General features: G+C 64.8%; 19 protein-coding genes and 1 pseudogene. 13 read left to right on the forward strand and 7 right to left on the reverse strand.

Going from position 1 to position 20878, the window contains the following annotated elements:
- Positions 1-5 precede the first annotated feature (5 nt).
- The gene (locus GMOLON4_RS13250; protein WP_265415381.1) at positions 6-701 is read right to left on the reverse strand and encodes a tyrosine-type recombinase/integrase; all 696 of its coding nucleotides are present in this window, start codon (positions 699-701) and stop codon (positions 6-8) included.
- A 400-nt stretch (positions 702-1101) separates the two neighbouring features.
- Positions 1102-2799 (reverse strand): SWIM zinc finger family protein, encoded by a 1698-nt coding sequence (locus tag GMOLON4_RS13255; protein WP_026937861.1) that lies wholly within the window; start codon positions 2797-2799, stop codon positions 1102-1104.
- Between the two features lie 325 nt (positions 2800-3124).
- Between GMOLON4_RS13255 and istA the strand changes: the two are divergent.
- From istA to GMOLON4_RS13280, 4 genes and pseudogenes are all read left to right on the forward strand, one after another.
- Positions 3125-4668 (forward strand): annotated as a pseudogene (gene istA / locus GMOLON4_RS13265) (IS21 family transposase).
- Positions 4665-5447 carry an IS21-like element helper ATPase IstB gene (istB, locus tag GMOLON4_RS13270; RefSeq protein ID WP_106486792.1) on the forward strand — a complete coding sequence of 261 codons (783 nt, stop codon included), beginning with the start codon at positions 4665-4667 and terminating at the stop codon, positions 5445-5447. Before istA ends, istB begins: the two are co-directional and overlap by 4 nt.
- A 165-nt stretch (positions 5448-5612) precedes the next feature.
- Positions 5613-6299: a uridine kinase family protein gene (locus GMOLON4_RS13275; protein WP_051267403.1), complete on the forward strand. Its 687-nt coding sequence runs from the start codon at positions 5613-5615 to the stop codon at positions 6297-6299.
- Between the two features lie 86 nt (positions 6300-6385).
- The gene (locus GMOLON4_RS13280) at positions 6386-6742 is read left to right on the forward strand and encodes a DsrE family protein (RefSeq protein ID WP_035733875.1); all 357 of its coding nucleotides are present in this window, start codon (positions 6386-6388) and stop codon (positions 6740-6742) included.
- A gap of 101 nt (positions 6743-6843) precedes the next feature.
- Here the strand turns inward: GMOLON4_RS13280 and GMOLON4_RS13285 are convergent, their stop codons facing one another.
- From GMOLON4_RS13285 to GMOLON4_RS13295, 3 genes are all read right to left on the reverse strand, one after another.
- On the reverse strand, positions 6844-7170 hold the full coding sequence (locus tag GMOLON4_RS13285) for an ArsR/SmtB family transcription factor (RefSeq protein ID WP_035733873.1): 327 nt from the start codon (positions 7168-7170) through the stop codon (positions 6844-6846).
- A gap of 17 nt (positions 7171-7187) precedes the next feature.
- Positions 7188-7649 (reverse strand): MarR family winged helix-turn-helix transcriptional regulator, encoded by a 462-nt coding sequence (locus tag GMOLON4_RS13290; protein ID WP_035733871.1) that lies wholly within the window; start codon positions 7647-7649, stop codon positions 7188-7190.
- A gap of 103 nt (positions 7650-7752) precedes the next feature.
- Positions 7753-8514, reverse strand: coding sequence for a winged helix-turn-helix domain-containing protein (locus GMOLON4_RS13295; protein ID WP_026937835.1), 762 nt, complete (start codon positions 8512-8514; stop codon positions 7753-7755).
- Positions 8515-8903: 389 nt separating this feature from the next.
- Here GMOLON4_RS13295 and GMOLON4_RS13300 point away from each other — a divergent pair, with 389 nt between their 5' ends.
- Positions 8904-10052: an ISAs1 family transposase gene (locus tag GMOLON4_RS13300; protein WP_106486788.1), complete on the forward strand. Its 1149-nt coding sequence runs from the start codon at positions 8904-8906 to the stop codon at positions 10050-10052.
- Between the two features lie 35 nt (positions 10053-10087).
- Here GMOLON4_RS13300 and upp read toward each other — a convergent pair whose 3' ends face one another.
- Positions 10088-10723 (reverse strand): uracil phosphoribosyltransferase, encoded by a 636-nt coding sequence (gene upp, locus GMOLON4_RS13305; RefSeq protein ID WP_026937517.1) that lies wholly within the window; start codon positions 10721-10723, stop codon positions 10088-10090.
- Positions 10724-10787: 64 nt separating this feature from the next.
- Here upp and GMOLON4_RS13310 point away from each other — a divergent pair, with 64 nt between their 5' ends.
- A complete protein-coding gene (locus tag GMOLON4_RS13310) occupies positions 10788-11264 on the forward strand; it encodes a nucleoside deaminase (protein WP_026937518.1) in 477 nt (158 codons plus the stop codon).
- Here the strand turns inward: GMOLON4_RS13310 and GMOLON4_RS13315 are convergent.
- Entirely contained in the window at positions 11261-11560 is a 300-nt protein-coding gene (locus GMOLON4_RS13315; RefSeq protein WP_146137513.1) for a hypothetical protein, read from the reverse strand. The genes GMOLON4_RS13310 and GMOLON4_RS13315 overlap by 4 nt on opposite strands.
- Before the next feature lie 103 nt (positions 11561-11663).
- On the opposite strand from GMOLON4_RS13315, the gene proC reads away from it, so the two are divergent.
- From proC to GMOLON4_RS13350, 7 genes are all read left to right on the forward strand, one after another.
- On the forward strand, positions 11664-12539 hold the full coding sequence (proC, locus tag GMOLON4_RS13320) for a pyrroline-5-carboxylate reductase (RefSeq protein ID WP_245575514.1): 876 nt from the start codon (positions 11664-11666) through the stop codon (positions 12537-12539).
- A complete protein-coding gene (locus GMOLON4_RS13325) occupies positions 12536-14041 on the forward strand; it encodes a J domain-containing protein (RefSeq protein ID WP_026937521.1) in 1506 nt (501 codons plus the stop codon). The genes proC and GMOLON4_RS13325 overlap by 4 nt, the downstream gene beginning before the upstream one ends.
- 28 nt (positions 14042-14069) lie before the next feature.
- Positions 14070-15488, forward strand: a complete 1419-nt coding sequence (locus GMOLON4_RS13330; RefSeq protein WP_026937522.1) for a PucR family transcriptional regulator — start codon at positions 14070-14072, stop codon at positions 15486-15488.
- A 121-nt stretch (positions 15489-15609) separates the two neighbouring features.
- On the forward strand, positions 15610-17016 hold the full coding sequence (locus GMOLON4_RS13335; RefSeq protein ID WP_026937523.1) for an NAD(P)/FAD-dependent oxidoreductase: 1407 nt from the start codon (positions 15610-15612) through the stop codon (positions 17014-17016).
- A 282-nt stretch (positions 17017-17298) separates the two neighbouring features.
- Positions 17299-18615 carry a flavin monoamine oxidase family protein gene (locus GMOLON4_RS13340; RefSeq protein WP_035733389.1) on the forward strand — a complete coding sequence of 439 codons (1317 nt, stop codon included), beginning with the start codon at positions 17299-17301 and terminating at the stop codon, positions 18613-18615.
- 26 nt (positions 18616-18641) lie between these two features.
- A complete protein-coding gene (locus GMOLON4_RS13345; protein ID WP_084147611.1) occupies positions 18642-19313 on the forward strand; it encodes an NAD(P)H-dependent oxidoreductase in 672 nt (223 codons plus the stop codon).
- 104 nt (positions 19314-19417) lie between these two features.
- Entirely contained in the window at positions 19418-20776 is a 1359-nt protein-coding gene (locus tag GMOLON4_RS13350; RefSeq protein ID WP_026937525.1) for an NAD-dependent succinate-semialdehyde dehydrogenase, read from the forward strand.
- Positions 20777-20878 lie beyond the last annotated feature (102 nt).

Raw genomic sequence — 20878 nt, forward strand, 5'->3', positions numbered from 1 at the left:
CCTTTCTATGCGGCGCGTGGGAGTGACTGGACGACGGCTCGCGCGCGGGAGCGGTCGGGCGCGATGTAGACGCGGGTGGTTGCGGGTGACGCGTGCCCCAGGAGGTCTTGCACGACGAGGAGATCTCCGCTGGCTCGGTGTGCGTTCGTCGCGAACCTGTGCCTGCCGGAGTGGAGTGTCCATTCGCCGGGGAGTGCGTTGGCTGCGAGCTTGCCGACATAGCGGGGTGAGAGGTGCCCGTTGTCGCGGCCGGGGAAGAAATAGCCTTCGGGGAGTTGCCGGAGTTCGCTGGCGAGGTCGTCGGAGAGTGGCACGATGCGGTCTTTGCCACCTTTGCCGTGGACGACGATCGAGTGGCCGTCGAGGTCGGGGATGAGGTCTCGGGTGTGTGCTTGTGCGATTTCGGCGCGGCGCATACCAACTTCGGCGGCGAGGGTGAGGATGAGCGCGGTGCGGGCGTTACTGCTGGCAATGCCGAGGCTGAGGGGCGCGGCTGGGATTGGCCGTGGCTGGGGTGGTGCGGGCTTGACTGCGGGGAGCACGGCGGCGGCGTTGACGTCCGTGCGGCCCGTGGCGACTGCCCATGCCCAGAATGACCGGTAGGTGGTGCGGCGGCCGCGGCGGGTCTCGCGTGCCCATGTGCGGGTGGAGAACCATGCGAGGAGTTGTTCGGGTTCGATGTCCCAGGGGCTGGTTTTCATGGCCCTGGCGAGTTGCCGCAAATGTTGTTCACGTGTCGCGCAGGTCGTCAGGGGTGCTCCGCTGGCGCGCTCGTGTTGGAGGTACAGGTGGATTGCGGTTTCCCATTCGGCGGGGACCGGCCATTTTTCGAGACTCATGCTCGAAATTATGTGCCTGGTCATGAGGCGCGGGGGAACAGGGTGATGACGGGGTTGGGGTTGTCGATCTCGGGTGCGTCGGTGTTGTTTTGTGTGATATCGACTACAGAACAGAAGGTTGGGGGTTCGAGTCCCTCCAGGCGCACGTATCTCGTAGAGATAAGAATTCTGTGTGGAGACAGAACTGAACGGCTCGCAGCGTGTGAAACGCGGCGGGCCGTTTCTGGTTCCAGGGCAGCTTCTTGGTGTCCGGGTTCCTCCGTTACTTAACGCTGCGCAGTCCGGCCGCATCCAACGCTCTCATGAGCGCCGGTCGACGGCGGTATGTATCTCGGATCTCGGCGATCAGCGAGTCGATCTCCTTTTCCGCACCGACGGCAGCGTAGCCGTCGCGCATCCGTCGCAGGACATTCGCGACCTCGGGGTAGACCTGCGTATTGGCCTGCGGCAGGAGCTGGTTCAGGTAAGGGCGGTAAAGGTCTGCGGCTTCGCGAGGCTTTTCGGATGCGCTGGCCTCGGCGAGCTTGCGCCACGCGTGCCGGGATCCCCAACGTCCATGAGCCATCCACGCCTGCTCGATATCGTCGTCGGCGAGCGCAATCTCGATTGCCGCATCGCCGTTGCCTTCGCGGTCGGCATACGCTTCGACTGACTCGCGCGCCCAAGCTCGCTCAGTCTGATCGACGCCGAGCCGATCGGCGTACCGGATCAGCGAGCCAAACAGTGAAACGCTCGGCCGAGCAGCAAACAGTGCGTGTATCAAGTCCAGCGCATCTTCCTGCCGTCCTGCGGAATGAAGCCAATCGACGACCTCGTCGATACCGAGCCAAAAGCTGCTGGGTTCCTTCAGCGTGATCTTGCCTGCGGCAACCGCACGGTCGAGCCATACCATCGACTCACTGAGACGGTTCGCTTCGCGCAGTCTCAAAACAATTTCGCGGTAATAGATGTATTCGCCAGTACCGAGTATCTCCACCGCTCGGTCGAGGTCGTGATCGTGATCGGCGAGTTCCAGGAGAACGGTCCGGCGGTCGAATTCCGAGGTCTCTGGATCAGCCGCATACTTTTCGATGCCCTGGCGATATGTGCTGAGCCCAATCTCATCAAACGCGTCGACATAAAGTGAAAGAGGCGTCTCTGGCCAGCCGGGTGAAGTCCGGCGGTACGACACGAGCCAGTGTGCGAGTTTTTTCGGGTCAGGCGTCCCTTCGGCACAGGCTCTCGCGTGTAGCCCTACCGCGCGACTTAGTGCGTCGCCAATACCGCCGTTCGAGTCATCGGCGCTCTCGGAGATAGTGCGGGCGCGCTTCAGTACGTATTCGAGCGCGGGGCGGAGAACATCGGCTGGGCTGGCCTCATCATTTCTGCCAGGCGCAGAATCCAATATCGTTTCGTATTCATCGAGAATCGCTTCGATCTCGTATGCGACGTCGGAGGATCGTCGATAGTCAAGGTACCCACGGAACGCGAGCCTTGCTTTGGCGTCCTCGATGTAAGGCTGTTCCGCGCTCGTGGTGTCGCCGACCGAGACGGCGGCTCTCATCTCGAGAATGAGTAGTCCAACATCGCTGAGCGAAGCGAGCTCATGCACCAGCTCCACGAGGCGCTCTCGGGAGAGCTCTGCCAGCCACGAGACGATCTGGACTTGTGCCGTCTCAGAAATCGATCGCGCGCCGTCCTCGTTAACGGGCGCGCCTCCGCTCGCGTTGAGCACGGCCAAACCGAGTGCGGTGAGGTGCTTACAAAAATACCCCTTCGCATTGAACGGGCAGGTACACGAACCGGTCAGCTCATCCGCCCAATCGAGGTGGCACGTGTAGACCTGCCGGACGCCGATGGTTGCCATTGCACTTTTCGCGCTACTCCGCAGGCCGAACACATAAGGCACGTACTCGACGCCGCGATCGAAGATGGTGTCGCCAGCCGCCTCGAGCAGCGAATCCGCGGTAAGAGAGTTCATGGGCCTGTCCTCCGGTCCGGACCGATATTACCGGGGGCTGAATGACTGCTGGAGGTTCGCGGGTCCGTTAGGGGAGACTTGTCATTCATCTGATCTCTGACGATGCAATGGCGATAGCGGTTCCTTTGTGTTAGCGGCCATGGAAAACTGCCCATAGGCGGCCAGGGAATTGCCCGCTGACGGCCAACCGGACTGCCCACTGGTGGCCACAAGATCTGCCCACTTCGAATAGTGAATCCCCGCGGTGACGTAATCGCGGGGAGCCCCTTCCCGGGTTGGATGGCGATGTTCAAGTCGCATCACTGTTACCCGGGAAGAGGCTCGTATGAAGTCTGACGGAGAAATTATGGAAATGCTTGCTGCATATGATCTGACGGGATCGTTGCGTGCTGCCGCCGAGTTGGCGGGCTGTTCGCATCACACCGTCGCGCACCACGTCGCCGCGAGGGACGCGGTCGTCCCGTGGGCGCGGTCGAACCGCGAGAACGCGTGACTGATCCATTCCTGCCGAAGATCGAGGAATGGGTCGAGGCGTCCCAGGGCAAGATCCGCGCCGATAAGGCCCACGCGAAACTGGTCGCGCTTGGCTATGCGGGATCGGAACGCTCGACCCGGCGCGCGGTCGCTGAGGTTCGTGCCGCGTATCGCGCGGGCCGCGTACGGGTGCATCGGCCGTGGATCACGGAACCCGGCATGTGGTTGCAGTACGACTTCGGCGATGGGCCGGTGATCGACAAGGTGAAGACGGTCTTGTTCGTGGCGTGGCTGGCGTGGAGCCGGTTCCGGATCGTGATCGCGTTGCGGGATCGTACCGCGTCGTCGGTGTTCGCGGCGTTGGATCGGACGTTTCGGATTCTGGGTGGCGCGCCGACGTATGTGCTGACGGATAACGAGAAAACAGTGACGGTGTCGCATATCGCGGGCGTGCCGGTCCGGAACGTGCAGACGGTGGAGTTCGCGCGGCATTACGGGGTCACGGTGTTGACGTGTCAGCCCGCGGATCCCGCGTCCAAGGGCGGGGTGGAAGCATCGGTGAAACTCGCGAAGGCCGATATCGTGCCGAAGGACACGAACCTGCTGCCCGAGTACGCGTCGTTCGGTGAGGTCGAAGCGGCCTGTGACCGGTTCATGGCCGAGGTCAATCAGCGCGAGCATCGAGCCACGCGTAGGCGGCCGGTGGACATGCTTGGTGAGGAACAGGCGCGGTTGCATCGGGTTCCGGATCGGGCGCACACGGTCGCGTTCGGGGTATCGCGCCGGGTGCCAGCGAACACGCCGATGATCACGTTCGAGAATGGTCAATACTCGGTGCCCGCGGGGTTACTGGGTGCGGAGGTGTTCGTCCGCAGCCATGGTGCCGGCGAGGGCGAGCAGGTCATCGTGGTGCATGTCAGTGACCGGGGACCTGTGGAAGCCGCTCGGCATGAGCGGGCCACGCCGGGCAGCCCGCGGGTTGATGATGCGCATTTCCCTGACCAGCCGCAGAAAACGCCGGGTGACTACACGGTTCGGCCGCGTACTGCGGCTGAGGTCGAGTTCCTCGGGATCGGCGCGGGCGCGGAGGCGTGGCTGTTGGAAGCGGCCGCGGTGGGTACCTCCCGGATGCGGCAGAAGATGGCCGAGGCTGTGGCCCTCGCGAAGATCAGTGGGGTGGCCAGGGTTGATGAGGCGCTTGGCGAGGCGGCCACGTATGGCCGGTTCGCGACCGGGGATTTGGTGTCGTTTCTGGAGGCGGGTGTTTCTGGTCCCGCGCGGCGGGCAGACGAGTCGACCTCGCTGGCGCAGGGCACCGCGGGGTGGGCCGCGATCGGGCAGGCCAGCGCTGCCTTGACGGGTAGTGGCGAGAACGGTTCGGAGGATCGCGCATGAGCCCGGTGCAGTCGCAGCAGGCGCCCGCGTTGTCTGCCGAGGTTGAAGCGTTGATGCGGCAGTTGAAGATGCCGCATGCGAGGGCGGTCGCGCCGGAGTTGATCGCGACCGCGAAAGCGCAACGTTGGGAACCGTCCGAGGTGATCAAAGCGTTGTTCACGGAAGAAGTCGCTGGCCGTGCCCGTTCGATGCTCGCGACCCGTCGCAAAGCTGCCGGGTTCCCGACTGGGAAAACGTTCGCGAGTTGGGACGAGGGATTGTCCTCGATCCCGTTACCCACGCAGCAGGCGTTACGGACGCTGGAATGGGTCGACCGGCGGGAGAACGTGGTGGTGTGTGGCCCGTCGGGCACGGGGAAAACGTTCTTCCTTGAAGCGCTGGGCCAGCACGCGGTCGAGGAAGGCTTGCGGGTGGCGTGGTTCCGGTTAGAAGACCTTGGCGCGCTGGTTCGCGCGCATCGTGCGGACGATTCCGTGGGCAAGGTCGTCGCGCGGGTACTGCGGGCGGACATGATCGTGGTCGATGATATCGGGCTCCTTGAAGTTGGTGCCGATGCCGCCGAGGGGTTGTACCGGTTGGTGGATGCCGCGTACGAGAAACGATCGATCGCGATTTCGTCGAATCTGCATCCGGCTGGGTTTGACGAGCTGATGCCGAAAACGCTCGCGACCGCGACGGTAGATCGGTTGTTGCATCACGCGCATGTGTGTCAGACCACGGGCGACTCGATCCGGTTGACGCAGGCGCTGGCGGGGAAGGGAGTCATGTCAATGAGCTGACCTGTGTTCGGGTCATGGCCGGCGCCACCATCCCCTTTTGGTGGGCAGATCTGCTGGCCATGACTGGGCAGTTTTCGTGGCCACCAGTGGGTAGTTCTACTGGCCGCCCGCGGGCAGAAACAAATGACCATTGACACCTTTGCAGGAAAATAGGGAGGAGTTGTCGTGACAACCACAATCGATCCCGGTCCGGGCGAACTCGACGCCGGCACTTGGGAGTCGATTCATTTCGACGCGTGGGTATCCGGTCTGCTCGGGGAAGAGAGCACGGTTTCCGAGTTTCGCCCACTCATCATCGGCATCGACGGCCGCGGCGGCGCTGGCAAATCGACCCTGGCGACACGCATCCAGGATGCTCGGGCGGGAGTCGAGATCATCTCTACAGATGACATCGCGTGGCATCACTCGGTGCTGTCGTGGCATCCGCTGCTCGTGGAGCACGTGCTCGAGCCGATTCGTCGTGGCGAGCCGGTCGAGTACCGCCCGGATGCATGGGTCGAGCGAGGCAGGGAAGGTGCGATTCGAGTCACGAGGGATGCGCGCATCCTGATCGTCGAGGGAACTGGCACTCTCGATGATCAAGTTTTGCGCTATCTCGACCTGTCGATCTGGGTCCAGTGCGATTACGACCTTGCCCGGACCCGGGCTATCGACCGGGACGTGGCGACCGGCGTGAACGGCGACCGTCAGGCTTCAGTGGCCTTCTGGGAGGACTGGCAGCGTGAGGAAGTCCCGTACTTCATTGAACAGGCACCGTGGTCGAAAGCTGACGCGATCGTACTTGGAACGAGCGCAGTTGAAGTCTCCGAGGGACAGATTCTCATTTCCAAAGCCCCGAGATCGTCTTCGTGACGCCGTCGGCGTAACAAAGAAGTCCGATTCAATCGGCCGGAGTACGCTCGGGCATCAGCCACAATCGATCTCTCAAAGGAGTCTTCATGACCGACGCCACTCGCGGCTTCGTATTCCACATCGCTGACAACGACCCCGCGCGCATCCTTGCCGCAACGGCTTCGGCACGCAACGCGATCGCAGCACTCGGCGACGACGTACAGGTCGAGATCCTGGCTCAGGGTGGCGCGGTGACCGGCGCGTCGAAGTCGGCGGCACAGGCTGGCGACCTCGTTGTTGCGCTGCAGGAGCTCCCGACCGTGAAGGTGACGCTTTGCTCGCTTGCGGCGAAGGGGCATGGGATCACGGAGGATGACCTCGTCGAGGGCGCACGGCTCGTGCCGACGGCGACTGCGCACGCCGTGCAGCGTCAGTTCGATGGCTGGGCGTACATTCGGGCGTAGGCTCCACCTCGATACGGGCTACGCCCTACTCGGTGACCGAAGGTCGTTGAGTAGCCGCGCAGCGGCGTAGCGAAGCGCTTCGCCCTACTCGGTGACCGCAACTAACCGCGAGGCGCGAGGAGCGCAGCCACCGCGGCCAACGCATCCGCGTCGACGCGATACATGCTCCACGTGCCGGAGCGCTCGACCGTAAGGAATCCCGCAGCGACCAGCTGTTTCAGGTGGTGAGACACGGTGGACTGCGACAGCCCGAGCTCGCCGACCACCTCGCTCGTCGTCATCGGCACCGCATCCTTCGCCGAAATTAGCGACAGGATGCGCAGCCGGTGGGGATCCGCAAGGGCGTGGATGCGCGCGGCAAGATCGCGCGCATCCTCTGCCCCCAGCGGCGCGGCGTCGGGGAACCCCGGCCACGCGAACGTAGACATCGCTCCGAGCTCCGTATCTACTCGGGGGATTCGGCCGAACCGTCGTGTGCTCGGAGCAGCGTCATGCACAGATCGTAGAGCTGTTCCTGCTGCTCGGGAGTGAGCGCGCGGCCGATGTGATCCTCGATGCTCCGAGTGTGCAGCCCTGCAGCCTTCCGGAACGCTCGGACGCCCGCCTTAGTGAGTTCGACGATGGTGCCGCGCGCATCCGACTCGTCGTCGCACTTCTCGACGAAGCCCCGGGCGACGAGCCGGTCGACCAGACGCGACACCGAAGACTGGGTGATAAGCACTGAGCGATTGAGGTCGCGCAGGCGCAGGCGATGCTCCGGCGCCCGATACACGTTGAAGAGCACGTCGTACTCGTTCATCGAGATGCCGAAACCGGTGAACTCTTCACGCAGATCACGCATGACGGAGACCTGGGCGCGGAACAGTGCCTCCCACGCGTCAGACGGTCGTACTGATCGGTTTGCCATTTACCCAGCTTAGGCGGCTGCGATCAGGCCTTGTTACACTCGCCGCGCAAAACCGGTCACGATTCGGCGAGAAATCGTTCGCCGGTCGTACACCGAATATTTGCTAGACGCGGTCCGGCGAAGGGCTCGGCGCGTGCACGACGCGAACGTCGGCGTGGCGGTCGAACCGGTAACCCGCGCCGCGCACGGTGCGAACGATGTCGGCGTACTCGCCGAGTCGCTGACGGAGGCGACGCACGTGCACGTCGATCGTGCGCTCGTGCGGGCGTTCCTCGCTCGCGTCACGCCACAGCACCTCGATGATTTCTTCACGGCTCACGGTACGGCCTTCGCGAAGCACGAGCGCCTGCAGCAGCTCAAACTCCTTGTAGGTGAACTCGGCGTTCTCGCCGTGCACCTCGACGCGCTTTCGCGACGTGTCGATCGTGACCTTGGCGGATGCGCGCTTTGCTTCCTCAGCGCGCTCCTCTTCCTGGCGTGCCTGGCGGCGCTCGCGAACGGCACCCGGCTCCTGCAGGGCGAGGCGCACGAGGTCGATCGTCTCGCCACGCGCGTCACCGGGGGCGAACGCGACGGATGCGTAGCTCTGGGCGTGCGGGGCGCGGTCGGCGATGACCTGGCGAAGCGCGGTCACGAGGTCGGTGAGCGAGATCCCATCCTGAAGCGAAGCCTCGGAGTCGAGGCCGACATAGAGTGCAAAGCCGCGGGCCTCGGGCGCCGCTGCTTCCTTGGGTTCCGTGCGCGGTGCTGCGTTGAAGGCGGGCTTCGGTACGGCTGCGAGGTTCGGGCGAGCGTGAGCGGCTGCGGGCTTAGCGTGTGTGCCTGGCTTACGTGCGGGCAGCGGTGCAATGTTCGAGAACGACATGATCGTGAAAATCCTTGAATGATGATTGAAATGACTCGTGCGTGGTCAGCGGGGCAGCTTTGCCCGAGGTCGGATTGGATGCATCCGGATGCGCAATGCCTGAATAGGCGGGAGGGCTAACGGTGCTGGATTAGCGGCACATTCGACAGCACGCCATCATGCCGACCATCATCATGTCGGCACGACCTGCCACCTCGAGGGCGGGCACAGGGCGAGCAATCGTTGCAGTCATAACGTTCAGCTTTCACGACGTGACGAAAAAAGTCAAGAATCCCAGGGCTCTTTCAAAGTCCTGGATGAGGCGTGCGCGCGGCGTGGCCGCTTTTAACCGATGAGAACTCCTGTTAATCCGGTGGTTACCACAACCGTTGGAACACAGGAGTTCTCACATGTCATCATCGTTGATCGACCTGATTTGCGCCACCACCACTGCTCCGACCGACTTCGAGGCTGTCCCCGAAATCGATTTCGAGGCCCTCCGCAATCTCCTCGCGACCACCCCAGACCCACGCTCCCGACGCGGCTGCCGGTACGAATTCGCGGAACTCCTCAGCATCTTCGTGGCCGCGGTACTCTGCGGCGCAAAATCCCTCACCATGATCACCGAATGGGCCGCCCACCAAGCCCAAACCCGGCCGTTCCCATCAGGACGAACCCCCTCCCTCGCCACGATGCACCGCGTCGCGACCAGCGCCGACCCGGTCTGGCTCGACGAACACTTAGGCGCGTGGACCCGCAACCAGCACTCCGTCACCAGCAAGGTCGTCGCCATCGACGGCAAAGAAGTCCGCGGCGCGAAACACGCCAACGGGCAACGCGTGTTCCTGATGGCCGCGTTCGATCACGGTACCGGCTGTGTGATCGAGCAAGAACCCATCCCGGAGAAAACGAACGAGATCCCGCACTTCCCGATCCTGCTCGCCAGGCTCGGTGACCTGCAGGGGATGATCGTCACTGCGGACGCGCTCCACACCCAAACATCCCACGCACACTGGTTACACGAGCACGGCGCACACTATGTCTTCACCGTGAAATCGAACCAGCGAGCACTGCGCGATCGGATCATGCAGCAGAACTGGGCCCACCACCAACCCGGCTTTCTCGACACCGAGAAGAAACACGGCAGGATCACTCGCTGGGAAGCGACCTGCCTGCCCGCCCCGACGCGAATCAGGTTCCCGCACGCGGCACAAACAATGCGATTGACGCGCGACCGCACCAACCCCCGCACCCGCGAGTCCACGCGCGAGCACGTGTTCGTGATCACCTCGCTGCCACCCGAACAGGCCAGCCCCGCCGCCCTAGCGAGCTACATTCGCGGGCATTGGGGTATCGAGAACCGGTTGCATTGGATCCGCGATACCGCCTACCGCGAAGATGCTTCCCAGGTCCGTACCGGCAACGCCGCGCACTTGATGGCCACGATCCGAAACCTAGCGATCACCGTGCACCGTTTGGCTGGCGCGACGAACATCACCGCGGCCCTGCGCCATGCTGGCACACGCCCGAACACGATCAGAACCATCACCGGACTTTGAAAGAGCCCTGCAAGAATCCGAATGCTGAGCCAGGCCTACTCGGCGGCACCGTAGAGCCGATCGCCGGCATCGCCAAGGCCGGGAACGATGAAGCCCTGCTCGTTCAGCCCCTCATCGAGTGCCGCGACGATGATGCGCACGTTGTCGTCGGGGAACCGCTCCTGCATCAGCGCGACACCCTCGGGCGCGGCGACGAGGCAGATCGCGGTGATCTCCTTCGCTCCGCCTTCGATGAGGAACTCCACGGTTGCGGCGAGCGAGCCGCCCGTCGCGAGCATCGGGTCAAGCACGAAGCACTGGCGGTCCGAAACGTCATCGGGAAGCCGCTTCGCGTAGGTCTCGGGCTGCAGTGTGTCTTCGTTGCGACGCATACCGACGAACCCCACCTCGCAGTGCGGCATGAGCTGCAGGAACCCATCGAGCATCCCGAGGCCCGCGCGGATAATCGGCACGGCCAGCGGCAGCGGTCGGCTGACGTGCTTGCCCACCATGTCCGTGACCGGGGTGGTGATTGCCACATCCTCGACGTGCAGGTCGCGACTCGCCTCATAGGTGAGGAGATTCACGAGCTCGGATACGAGCGAGCGGAAGACCGGCGACTCCGTGCGCTCGTCGCGCAGGATGGTCATCTTGTGGTCAATGAGCGGGTGGTTCGCGACGTGCAACTGCATGTGATTAGCGTACTGAGAGAATTGGCAAGACACCGACAAGCGTGCACGAAACAGAACGGCAGGGATGCGAGTACCGGTAGAACTTGAGGCGCTGATGCGCATCGCCCTCGATGAAGCGCTCGCGGCGCCGAGGACTGGTGACATGCCAATCGGGGCGCTCGTCGTCGACGCGACCGGGCGCATCCTGGGCCGCGGGCGCAACCGCCGTGAGCAGACGCACGATCCGACGGCGCACGCCGAGATCCTCGCGATTCGCGAGGCGTGCGCAGCCCTCGAAAGCTCAAGACTCGACGGCTGCACGCTAGTGACGACGCTGGAGCCATGCGTGATGTGCGCGGGGGCCGCGCTCACCGCGCGAGTTGACCGCGTCGTGTTCGGCGCTTGGGACGACAAAGCGGGAGCCGCCGGTTCACGCTATGACTTGCTGCGTGACCGGCGGCTCCCGCTCAGTGCCGAAGTGATCGGCGGGGTCCTCGAGGAACACTGTGCCGCGCCACTGCGCGAATTCTTTCGCGCGAACGACGCAGCAACCGAGAATTAGTCCCAGGAGCGAATGACGATCGACTCCGTCGAAATGTGCTTACGGTCGGGCTCGGTGACGTCCGGCTCGACGAAGACTGCGGCGTCATCGCCGACGACCTCACGCACGAGCGCGCGAAGCTGCGCGAGAACCTGCGGAAGCGAGGCGAGGTCCGGCACGTTCGTGACGGCGACGCGGACGCCAGCGACTGCGATGGCTTCCTCGGCTCCTTCCACGTGGGCTGTCAGGACTTCCTCGACATAAGGACTGGTCAGCAACGCTTCACGAATCTGTGTGGCGGGGCCGGAGTTAGGCATTGTGCTCCCCTCTGGGACGGTGGCTGTGCTCAAAAGCATACGACCTGGTTCCGAGCGCGAGCCGAACCTGTGCATTTCCCGCAAGGACCATAGACTCGTGACTGTGACTTCCGCAGCAGACTCCACGAATCTTCAGCCGTCGCCGCTTCCGACGATCGCGATGATCGGCACCGGCAATATGAATGGTGCCATTTTGGCGGGGCTGCTTGCGTCAGCCGTTGCGCCCGTCGAACCGGTGCGGGTCACCACGCGCTCAGCAGCGAGCGCCGAAAAGTTTGCCGGGGATGCGCGCATCCTCGCGTTCTCAACCGAGGCGGATGCGGATGCGAATCGGAAGGCGGTCGAGGGCGCCAGCATCGTCATCCTCGGCGTGAAGCCCGCCCAGATCAAGGCCGTCGCGGCGGAGATCGCGGATTCCCTGGCCTCCGACGCGGTAGTGATGACGGTCGCCGCCGGAATCGAGACCGCGACGGTCGAGGCTCAGGTGCCTGAGGGCATCCGCGTCGTGCGCGTCATGCCGAACACGCCCGCGACCATTGGGCTGGCCACCACCGGCGTCGCCGGTGGCAAGGCGTCGGATGCGCAGGCTCTGGCGCTCGCCCGCACCATTTTCGAGTCGGTCGGCACCGTATATGAGGTGCCCGAGGAACAGATCAGTGCTGTCGGCGCAGTTGCGGGCTCCGGGCCGGCGCACGTGTACCTCCTCATTGAGCAGATGGCGGCGGCGACCGAGCGGCTCGGGCTGTCTCGCGAAGTAGCGCTCGACATCGTCGTGCGGACGTTCAAGGGGTCGATCGAGATGGTCTTGCAGGACCCGACTTTCGACGTCGTCGAGCTCCGCCGGAAGGTCACGAGCCCGAACGGCACCACCGAGCGATCAGTCGCGGTGCTGCAGGATGCGGACCTCACGGGGACATTCGAACAGGCACTGCGCGCCAACATCGGCCGCAGCGATGAGTTCGCAGCCGAGAACCGATGAGTAGGCGGCTGAGCTTTCCGGAGAACCTCTACGACGTCCTCGGCGTAGCCCCGGCCGCAACTGACGAGGAGATCCGGCGCGCTGGCAGGCGCAAGCAGCGCGAGACCCACCCCGACCTCGGCGGTAACGCGGCCGAATTCACGCGGGTGCGCCTCGCCGTTGAGGTGCTCGCGGATCCGCGACACCGCGCCGAACACGACGCGTGGCTCGCCACCGAGCAGGGCGTCGTCACGCCACCGCGTGCCGACGGCGTTCGTCTGCGCAATCAGCAGCGTGCGCCGCGCTCGCGGCCGTTCGAGCCACCGAAGGCGCCGACAGGCGAGGCCGGTTCGGCCGAGTCGGCCTCTCGCTCGGCCGCCGGGCGCCGCACCGCTGGCACGAGCGAACTCGCGTTCGATCGCATCCCGAAGCCCCGCGCCGACGCGCGCAAGATGGGGTGGTACCGGCGAGCCTGGCCAGAGCATCCTGATGTGTGGCCTGGCGAGAACCCGACGCCGCCCGCGCCCACGATGCGCGAGTATGCCACCGTGCTGCCGTTCGTGGTGCTGGGCTTGGTGCTGATTGCATCGCAGGTCATCCCGAGCTCGCCGATGGCGGCACCGTGGTGGCCGGCAACCGCGGCGCTGTGGCTGCTCGGCCTCGTGTGGATCGTGCTGCGGGCAACCGGGCGGTATCCCGCGATCACGCGCATTCTCTACTGGGCCAATCTCGCGGTCATCGCGCTCGGCGCGGCGGCGCTCTTCCTCATCGCGATGATGCGCATCTTCGATTCGGGCGACGGCGCGCTGTTGCTGACCATTCGCGCGATCGTCGCGTTGGCCGGCGTTGCGCTCGCCGCGCTTGCGTGGTGGGGCCTCGACCCTCGAGCTCGCCGGATGGACTTCGAGCGGCTGCTGGCCGACCTCGCAAACGAGTCGGCACCGCCCGCCGACTCGGATCAGTGGGTTTGGGGCGAGCCCGGTGCCACGGCCATGACGCATTCGGCTCCCGGAGTGAACGCGGTGCGTCGCATGTACGCCGAGCAGATCGTCGGTGAGCAGCTTCGTGTGCTTGAGCGGATGCCCGGCGTCCGGATCGTCCACGGGCTGAGGCTTCCCGGCGGCGACCCGAATGTCGCTACGATTTCCCACGCGGTACTCGCCGGTCGTCGGCTCGCGGTGATCGACTCGGTGCTGTGGCGGGCCGGACAGTACGGCATCGACGCGCGCGGCCAAATCTGCTGCAACAACGTTCCACTTCCCGCCACGGCACAGGAATTCCCGCACCGCGTCGAACGGCTCTTTGAGTACTTCGGCGACGTCGCTGAGGTCCGCGGCTGGCTCACCGTGGTGCCGGAATCATCCGGCGATTTTTCGATCGATTATGCGCGCACTTGGCGCCGCGTCCGCCCGGCCTCCGTCGAGTCGCTGCTGCGCGAGACGGGGGACTGGCTCGCCGAGGACGGCGCGGAAGTCGACCGCCTTCTGCTGCGTGACCTGCTCGAGCTGCGCGTCGAGCCCTAACCTCGAGCCCTAACGTTTGGAGCGTGCCATGAGCGATGATGCTCTGAGCCTTCGCGACCTCGTCGCGACCGCGAGTCTCGAGACCGAGGTGCTGGCCGGCGACGGCGGGCTGTGGCGCAGTGTCCTTTGGGCCCACAGCTGCGAGCTACCGGAGCCGTGGCGCTGGCTGGGGCCGAACGAGCTGCTGATGACCGTCGGTCTCTGCGTCCCCGAGGCGGTGGATGCGCAGGTCGAGTTCGTGCGCTCGCTCGCGGATGCGGGGCTCGCGGGCCTCATGCTCGGTCGCCACGAGACGTGCCCGACGATCTCGGATGCGATGCTCGCGGAGGCCGATCGGCTCGACTTTCCCGTGCTCGCCACCGCACCCGAGATTCCGTTCGCCGCGGTGTCCCGACACATCGCCGCGGCGAGCAGCACGCGGCAGACGATGGAGGTGCTGAGCCTCGCCAAGCTATACAGCCTCGCGGCAGAATCGAGCGAGAATCTCGCTGAGTTCACGGTATCCGTCTCGAAACTCCTGCGGATCGGCATCCGCGTGACCGATGACTTGACCTCGAGGCCGCTCGTCGAGCACCCCGGGCCGTTTGGCGGGAACGCAACCAACGTGCGGTCGCACGACTACCCGCTGCGCGCATCCGAACCGGCGACCCTCACCGTCGAAGAAGCCGAGGGCGAAGACCTCAGCTCGCTCGTGCTCGTGCACATCATGAAGCTGTTCGAACTGAGTGCCGACCGGGTGTATGCGCGCAGCCGATTCGCGTCGCAGCGGCGGTCGCTGCTGCTCGAGGGGTTGCTGCGCGGGTCGCATGACGAGGCGATCGAGACGTATCTCAAAGAGTCGCGCCTCGCCGAGGGCTATCGTGCCGTCGCCGTCAGCGGTGAGGATTTTCGGAAGGTGAGCCTCGGGCTGTCGCTGGCGGGCATGCCAGTTCTGGCGGCGAAGCGGGGCGACGCAGGCCTGGTACTCGCGCGGCACGAGGTGTTCGCGGAGGTCCGGGGCCTCCTCGCCGAGCTCGAGGTTTCGGCCGGAGTCTCGGCCACCTTCTCGGACCCGCGCGATGTCTCCACCGCGGCGTCGCAGGCGGCCGAGGCCCGGAGCCACGCGGCTGGCGAGGGGCTGTGGCATGAATACCGCGGCGTGCCGCTGTCCGTGCTCGCGCGCTCGTATGACGAGGCCGCCGAGATCGTCGAGCGGGTGCTCGGCGAGCTCGGCTCGGATGCGCCGAAGTCACGAGACCTCCGCGAGACGCTCTTCACCTACCTGCGCCACGACCGAAGCTGGAATGCCGCAGCTAGCGAGTTGGGCATCCACCGACAGACCCTCGCTTACCGCATCAAGAAGATCGAGGCGGCCACGGGGCTCTCGCTCACGGACACCGCCGACCTCGCGGCCCTCTGGATCGCCTATCGAGCCTGGGTACTCATCCACGATGGGACAGACGTCTAGTCCTCGGTGGATTTTTAGACGGCGGTACGATCGCCCGATTTCGAGAACCTGCCTAGGCTACGAACGTATGCCGCGCCGTCGGGCGCGCATTTCAATGTCGAAATGTGAGGGGGAGCATCGGATGTCGCAGGACGTAAGGGTCGCGCCAGGGTTTATCAACGGCGACGTGTCGTTCTGGATGCGCGATATCGGATTGCCGACGCAGCGCGCGTCGCTCGCGGGCGATATCGAGGTCGATGTCGCGATCGTGGGCGGCGGGCTGACCGGGCTGTGGACGGCCTACTACCTGACGAAGGCCCAGCCGGAACTTGAGATCGCCATTGTCGAGAAGTACTTCGCGGGGTTTGGCGCCTCGGGGCGCAACGGCGGTTGGATGAGCGCGGAGCCAGCCGGGCAGTTCCGTCGCTATGCCGCGGCGCACGGCGCGGAATCCGCGCGGGCCATGCAGCGGGAGATGTTTACGGCCGTGGACGAGGTCGTAACGGTGGCCCAGCAGGAAGGCTTCGCCGAGGACCTCGTGAAGGATGGGCTCATCCACGTCGCGACGAACGGCCCGCAGCTTGCTCGGGCCCGCGCGCACCTCGACGAGCTGCGCGAGCAGGGCTGGGGCAAGGACGATGTGTTCGAGCTCGGGGTCGACGATCTGCGCGAGCGGGTGAACGTGCACGGCATGCGCGGCGGGTACTGGACCCCGCACTGCGCGCGCGTGCATCCCGCCAAGTTCACGCGCGGTCTTGCCGCGGTTGTCGAGGCACTTGGGGTCACGATTTACGAGGGCACGACCGCGGAGTCGATCGCTCCGCGCGCGGTTCGGACCGATCACGGCACCGTTCGCGCGAAGTACGTCGTGCAGGCACTCGAGGGCTACACTCACTCGCTGCCTAGGCAGGAGCGCCGACTGCTGCCGATGAACAGCAGCATGATCGTGACTGAACGGCTGACCGAGCAGCAGCTGGATGCGATTGGCTGGCGCGGCGCGGAACTGGTGGGCGACATGGCGCACGGCTTTACGTACATGCAGCGCACCGCGGACGGCCGCGTCGCCCTCGGCGGCCGAGCCGTTCCCTACGACTTCAACTCGAGCTTCGACGAGCGCGGTCGCACGGCCGATCGATCGGTGGGGATGCTCTCGAAGCGGCTCGGCGAGGTTTTCCCAGCGCTGCGGAATGTGCAGATCGACCACTCGTGGTCGGGTGTCCTCGGCGTTCCGCGGGACTGGTGTGCCGCCGTGAACTTCGATCGAGACGCGGGCATCCTCTCGGCCGGCGGCTACGTGGGCCACGGGCTCAGCGGCACGAACCTCGCGGCCCGCACGCTGCGCGACCTCATCCTGGGCGAGCAGACCGACCTCGTGCGGTTGCCCTGGGTTGGTCGCACCGCGCGCAACTGGGAGCCGGAGCCGCTGCGCTGGATCGGCGCGACCGCGCTCTACGCGGTCTACCGCGCCGCCGACGGCCGCGAAAACCACAGCCAGAGTGGCAAGACCGACGTCCTGGCCCGCGCTGCGAATGTCATCAGCGGGCGCTGAGACGCGCACTACTAGCCGCGGTGTGCCTCCATTGCCGATAACGCTCGACCTTGTCGGCATTCCGGCAGGGTAAGGCCCTACCAGCAAGGTGTGGATGCGCCCACGACATCAGCAGCGTGCATCCATTGCCGAAAACGCTAGCTCTTGCCCGAACTCCGGCATGGCCAAGTACTACGCACAAGTGTGAGCGCTAGGGGCACACCTGCATTCCGAACCAAACCCAATCCAATCCATCAGAACCATCTCGAATCGTCGAGATTCACGTTGACAAAGGAGTCACCAATGTCGAAGCCAATCCAATCGACCGAGACCGTGGACGTCGTAGTAGTCGGTGCTGGGTTTGCGGGGGCCATCGCCGCTCGCGATTCCACCGAAGCGGGACACACCGTAGTCGTGCTGGAGGGCCGCGACCGCGTCTCGGGCCGCACGTGGTACCGCAAATTTGAAGGAAAAGAGCAGTGGATCGAAGTCGGCGGCACCTGGGTCGCGCCGAGCCAGCAGCCGCACGTCAAGACCGAGGTCGAGCGCTACGGTATTGAACTGTTCCAGAGCCCCGAGCCGCGCGCATTCGCTTGGGGCATCGACGGAGAAATGTCGAATGCGGCATTCCCGATCCCGGCCGCCGAATGGCCGGCACTCGAACGAGCCGTGGCGCGAATTGATCAGGATGCTGACCGCATCCGTCTCTACGAGGAACCACTCGGCCAGGAAGGCCTTGATGACCTCGACATCCCGTTCACCGAGTATGTCGACACGCTCGGACTCGCACCCAAGTCGCGAGACTTCATCCTCGCCTGGCCCGCATTCTATTTCGGTGCCTATCCGGAAAAGCTCTCTGCCCTGCACGTGATCTCGTGGGTGACCGCGTTTGGCAGCTGTACCGGCTGGTTCACGCTTCTCACCGACAAGTTCGTCGGCGGCACTACCGGATTCGTCGAGCGGATCCTTGCCGACGCGGGCGCGGACGTTCGCCTGAACACCGCCGTCGCAAGCATCGACGATGAGGGTGAGCAAGTGCGCGTAACCACCCGCTCCGGCGAAGAAATTCTCGCGAAGTCGGTGATCGTTACCGCACCTATCAACGCGTGGAACACCATCCAGTTCACGCCCGAGCTTCCGACGGCGTACCGCGCAATGGGCGAGGAAAAGCAGGCTGGCGAATCGGTCAAGGTGTGGGTGCTGGTGCCCGCACTCGAGACGGACTTCTACGGCGTTGGTCTGCACACCACATTCAAGTGGATCGCCTCGGAGTACACGACCGAGGACGGCACCTATCTATGTGCGTTCGCGAGTGCCGAGAAGGACCTCGACGCGACCGACCCGGACGCGGTCGAAGCGGCCGTACGCGAGTTCTTGCCGGATGCGAAGGTACTGGCGAGCGACACTCATGACTGGAACAACGATGAGTTCTCGCAGGGTACCTGGATGGCCTACCGTCCGGGGCAAGTCATGGAGTACTCGGCCGGACTGCAGGTGCCGCACGGGCGTATCCACTTCGCAAACTCTGACCTTGCCTCCGGCTGGGCGGGCTGGATCGACGGAGCGATCGAGTCGGGGTTGCGAGCGGCAAAGCAATCCAACGATCTGCTCGGTAAGTAATAAGGGCGAGTCCTTAGACTGGCGCGATGACCTCGATAGTCCGACCCCGCATCCTGATTGTTGTGGCGCATCCGGTGCGCGACTCGCACACGTGGCGCGTCGCCGGGACACTGCGCGAATTGCTCGGCGAGCGAGGCGCGAGCGTGGAGATCGCGGACCTGCACGGGGAAGAGTTCAATCCGGTAATCACCGCGGAAGACCTCGCGCACTACGCGGGAGAGGGGCGGGCGTCGGTCGATATCGTGCGCGAGCACGAGCGCCTGTCGAGGCAGGACGCGGTGATCATGCTGTCGCCGATGTATTGGTGGACGGTGTCGGCGATGCTCAAGGGCTGGATCGACCGCGTGTTTACCAATGGCTGGGCCTTCGGGCACGGCGCAGCCGCTGGCACGAAAGCGGAGCTGCCGTTTTCCCGAGGCGGGTTCGTCCTACTGACTTCGGGCTCGGTCGCGGACCTCGACCGCCACGGATACAGCTCCGCCGCAGCGGCCCAGCTGCCATACGGGGTGCTCAGCTACTGTGGCCGACCGGACTCCCCACTACTGTTCCTCGAAGAGTCAGAGGCCGAACTTACCCCCGAGAAGGCGGCCCACTGGCGCGGTCAGCTCGAGGGATTTCTCGACGAACTCGCGAGCGAAAACCTGGCCATCCGAGCGCTGTCACCCAGCACAACTTCATGCCCCATCGATAGTCACTAGCACAACCCAATACACAAGCGGGCACTCTAGGTTTGAGGAGAGTGCCAAGTACACGAGCGCGGGCAACACCCGCGCTGCAACGAAGCGAAATCAGGAGAACATCAATGACGACGTTTGCAGTCATCAACCCGGCAACCGGCGAGACGATCAAGGAATACCCGACCGCGACCTCCGAAGAGATCCAGGCGGGCATCGCATCCGCCCAGGATGCGTACCAGAACTGGGCACGCAAGACCACCGTTGCGGAGCGCGCGGCACTCGCGCAGCGCGCCGCCGAGCTGTTTTACGAGCGCCAGGACGAGCTCGGCGCGATCATCAACCGCGAGATGGGCAAGCCCCTCGACCAGTCGGTAGGCGAGGCAGAGTTCTCGGGCGACATCACCGCCGCGTTTGCGAAGAACGCTGAGAAGTGGCTGGCGGATGAGCCGCTCGAGGTCGAGGACGGCCTGAAGTCGTTCTTCCGCTACCAGGGCACCGGCGTGATCCTCGGCATCATGCCGTGGAACTACCCGTACTACCAGGTCGCCCGCTTCGCGGTGCCGAACCTCATCCTCGGTAACACGATCATCCTCAAGCACGCCGCGCAGTGCCCCGAGTCGGCCCTCGCGCTCGAGCAGCTGTTCCTCGACGCAGGCTTCCCGAAGGGCGCCTACGTGAACGTTTTCGCGACGCACGAGCAGATCTCGGACATCATCGCGGACGACCGCGTCCAGGGCGTCTCGCTCACCGGTTCGGAGCGTGCCGGCGCGATCGTCGCCGAGCAGGCCGGCCGCGCGCTGAAGAAGTGCGTGCTCGAGCTTGGCGGCTCGGATGTCTTCCTCGTCCTCGACACGGATGACCTCGACCACGCGGTCGAGCACGCCGTTGGCGGTCGCATGGAGAACACTGGCCAGGCCTGCAACGGTTCGAAGCGCATCGTCGTCATGGACAAGTACTTCGACGAGTTCTCGCAGAAGTTCAACGCCGCGATCGGCGGCCAGTCGTACTCTGACGGTGACTTCGGCCCGATGTCCTCGGACGGCGCGACCAAGACCCTCACGAGCCAGGTCGAGGACGCCATCAAGCAGGGCGCCCAGATCGCGGTCGGCAACAACACCCCCGACGGCAACGTCTACACGCCGACCGTGCTGACCAACATCACCCCGGCGATGGACGTCTACAGCCAGGAGCTGTTCGGACCGGTCGCGCAGCTCTATAAGGTCTCGAGCGACGAGGAAGCGATCGACCTCGCAAACTCCTCGCCGTACGGCCTCGGCTCTGTCGTCATCTGCGATGACCTCGAGCGCGCCGAGCAGGTCGGCAACCAGCTCGACGTTGGCATGGTCTTCATCGGCGCCTCCGGCCTCGAGGGCGCGGATGTGCCCTTCGGTGGCGTGAAGAAGTCGGGCTACGGTCGTGAGCTTGGCCGCGTCGGCATGCTCGAGTTCGCGAACAAGAAGCTCTTCCGCTTCGCCGCGAAGTAGTCGCGTAACGCTTGAGGCCCCGCAGGTTGCTGCGGGGCCTTTTGCGCGCCTGGGGGCGGTGGCCATTGCCGGTGGCGCTCATGATTGCCGTTAGCGCTTCCA

The sequence above is a fragment of the Gulosibacter molinativorax genome, from assembly GCF_003010915.2.
Lineage (GTDB): Bacteria > Actinomycetota > Actinomycetes > Actinomycetales > Microbacteriaceae > Gulosibacter > Gulosibacter molinativorax.

Coding starts and splice junctions, on each gene's coding strand:
- istB (WP_106486792.1), top strand. CDS start 4,665: ATGAGCCCGGTGCAGTCGCAGCAGGCGCCCGCGTTGTCTGCCGAGGTT.
- GMOLON4_RS13280 (WP_035733875.1), top strand. CDS start 6,386: ATGACCGACGCCACTCGCGGCTTCGTATTCCACATCGCTGACAACGAC.
- GMOLON4_RS13255 (WP_026937861.1), bottom strand. CDS start 2,799: ATGAACTCTCTTACCGCGGATTCGCTGCTCGAGGCGGCTGGCGACACC.
- GMOLON4_RS13345 (WP_084147611.1), top strand. CDS start 18,642: ATGACCTCGATAGTCCGACCCCGCATCCTGATTGTTGTGGCGCATCCG.
- GMOLON4_RS13290 (WP_035733871.1), bottom strand. CDS start 7,649: ATGGCAAACCGATCAGTACGACCGTCTGACGCGTGGGAGGCACTGTTC.
- GMOLON4_RS13310 (WP_026937518.1), top strand. CDS start 10,788: ATGCGAGTACCGGTAGAACTTGAGGCGCTGATGCGCATCGCCCTCGAT.
- GMOLON4_RS13340 (WP_035733389.1), top strand. CDS start 17,299: ATGTCGAAGCCAATCCAATCGACCGAGACCGTGGACGTCGTAGTAGTC.
- GMOLON4_RS13350 (WP_026937525.1), top strand. CDS start 19,418: ATGACGACGTTTGCAGTCATCAACCCGGCAACCGGCGAGACGATCAAG.
- GMOLON4_RS13330 (WP_026937522.1), top strand. CDS start 14,070: ATGAGCGATGATGCTCTGAGCCTTCGCGACCTCGTCGCGACCGCGAGT.
- GMOLON4_RS13315 (WP_146137513.1), bottom strand. CDS start 11,560: ATGCCTAACTCCGGCCCCGCCACACAGATTCGTGAAGCGTTGCTGACC.
- upp (WP_026937517.1), bottom strand. CDS start 10,723: ATGCAGTTGCACGTCGCGAACCACCCGCTCATTGACCACAAGATGACC.
- GMOLON4_RS13325 (WP_026937521.1), top strand. CDS start 12,536: ATGAGTAGGCGGCTGAGCTTTCCGGAGAACCTCTACGACGTCCTCGGC.
- GMOLON4_RS13335 (WP_026937523.1), top strand. CDS start 15,610: ATGTCGCAGGACGTAAGGGTCGCGCCAGGGTTTATCAACGGCGACGTG.
- GMOLON4_RS13285 (WP_035733873.1), bottom strand. CDS start 7,170: ATGTCTACGTTCGCGTGGCCGGGGTTCCCCGACGCCGCGCCGCTGGGG.
- GMOLON4_RS13250 (WP_265415381.1), bottom strand. CDS start 701: ATGAAAACCAGCCCCTGGGACATCGAACCCGAACAACTCCTCGCATGG.
- GMOLON4_RS13295 (WP_026937835.1), bottom strand. CDS start 8,514: ATGTCGTTCTCGAACATTGCACCGCTGCCCGCACGTAAGCCAGGCACA.
- GMOLON4_RS13300 (WP_106486788.1), top strand. CDS start 8,904: ATGTCATCATCGTTGATCGACCTGATTTGCGCCACCACCACTGCTCCG.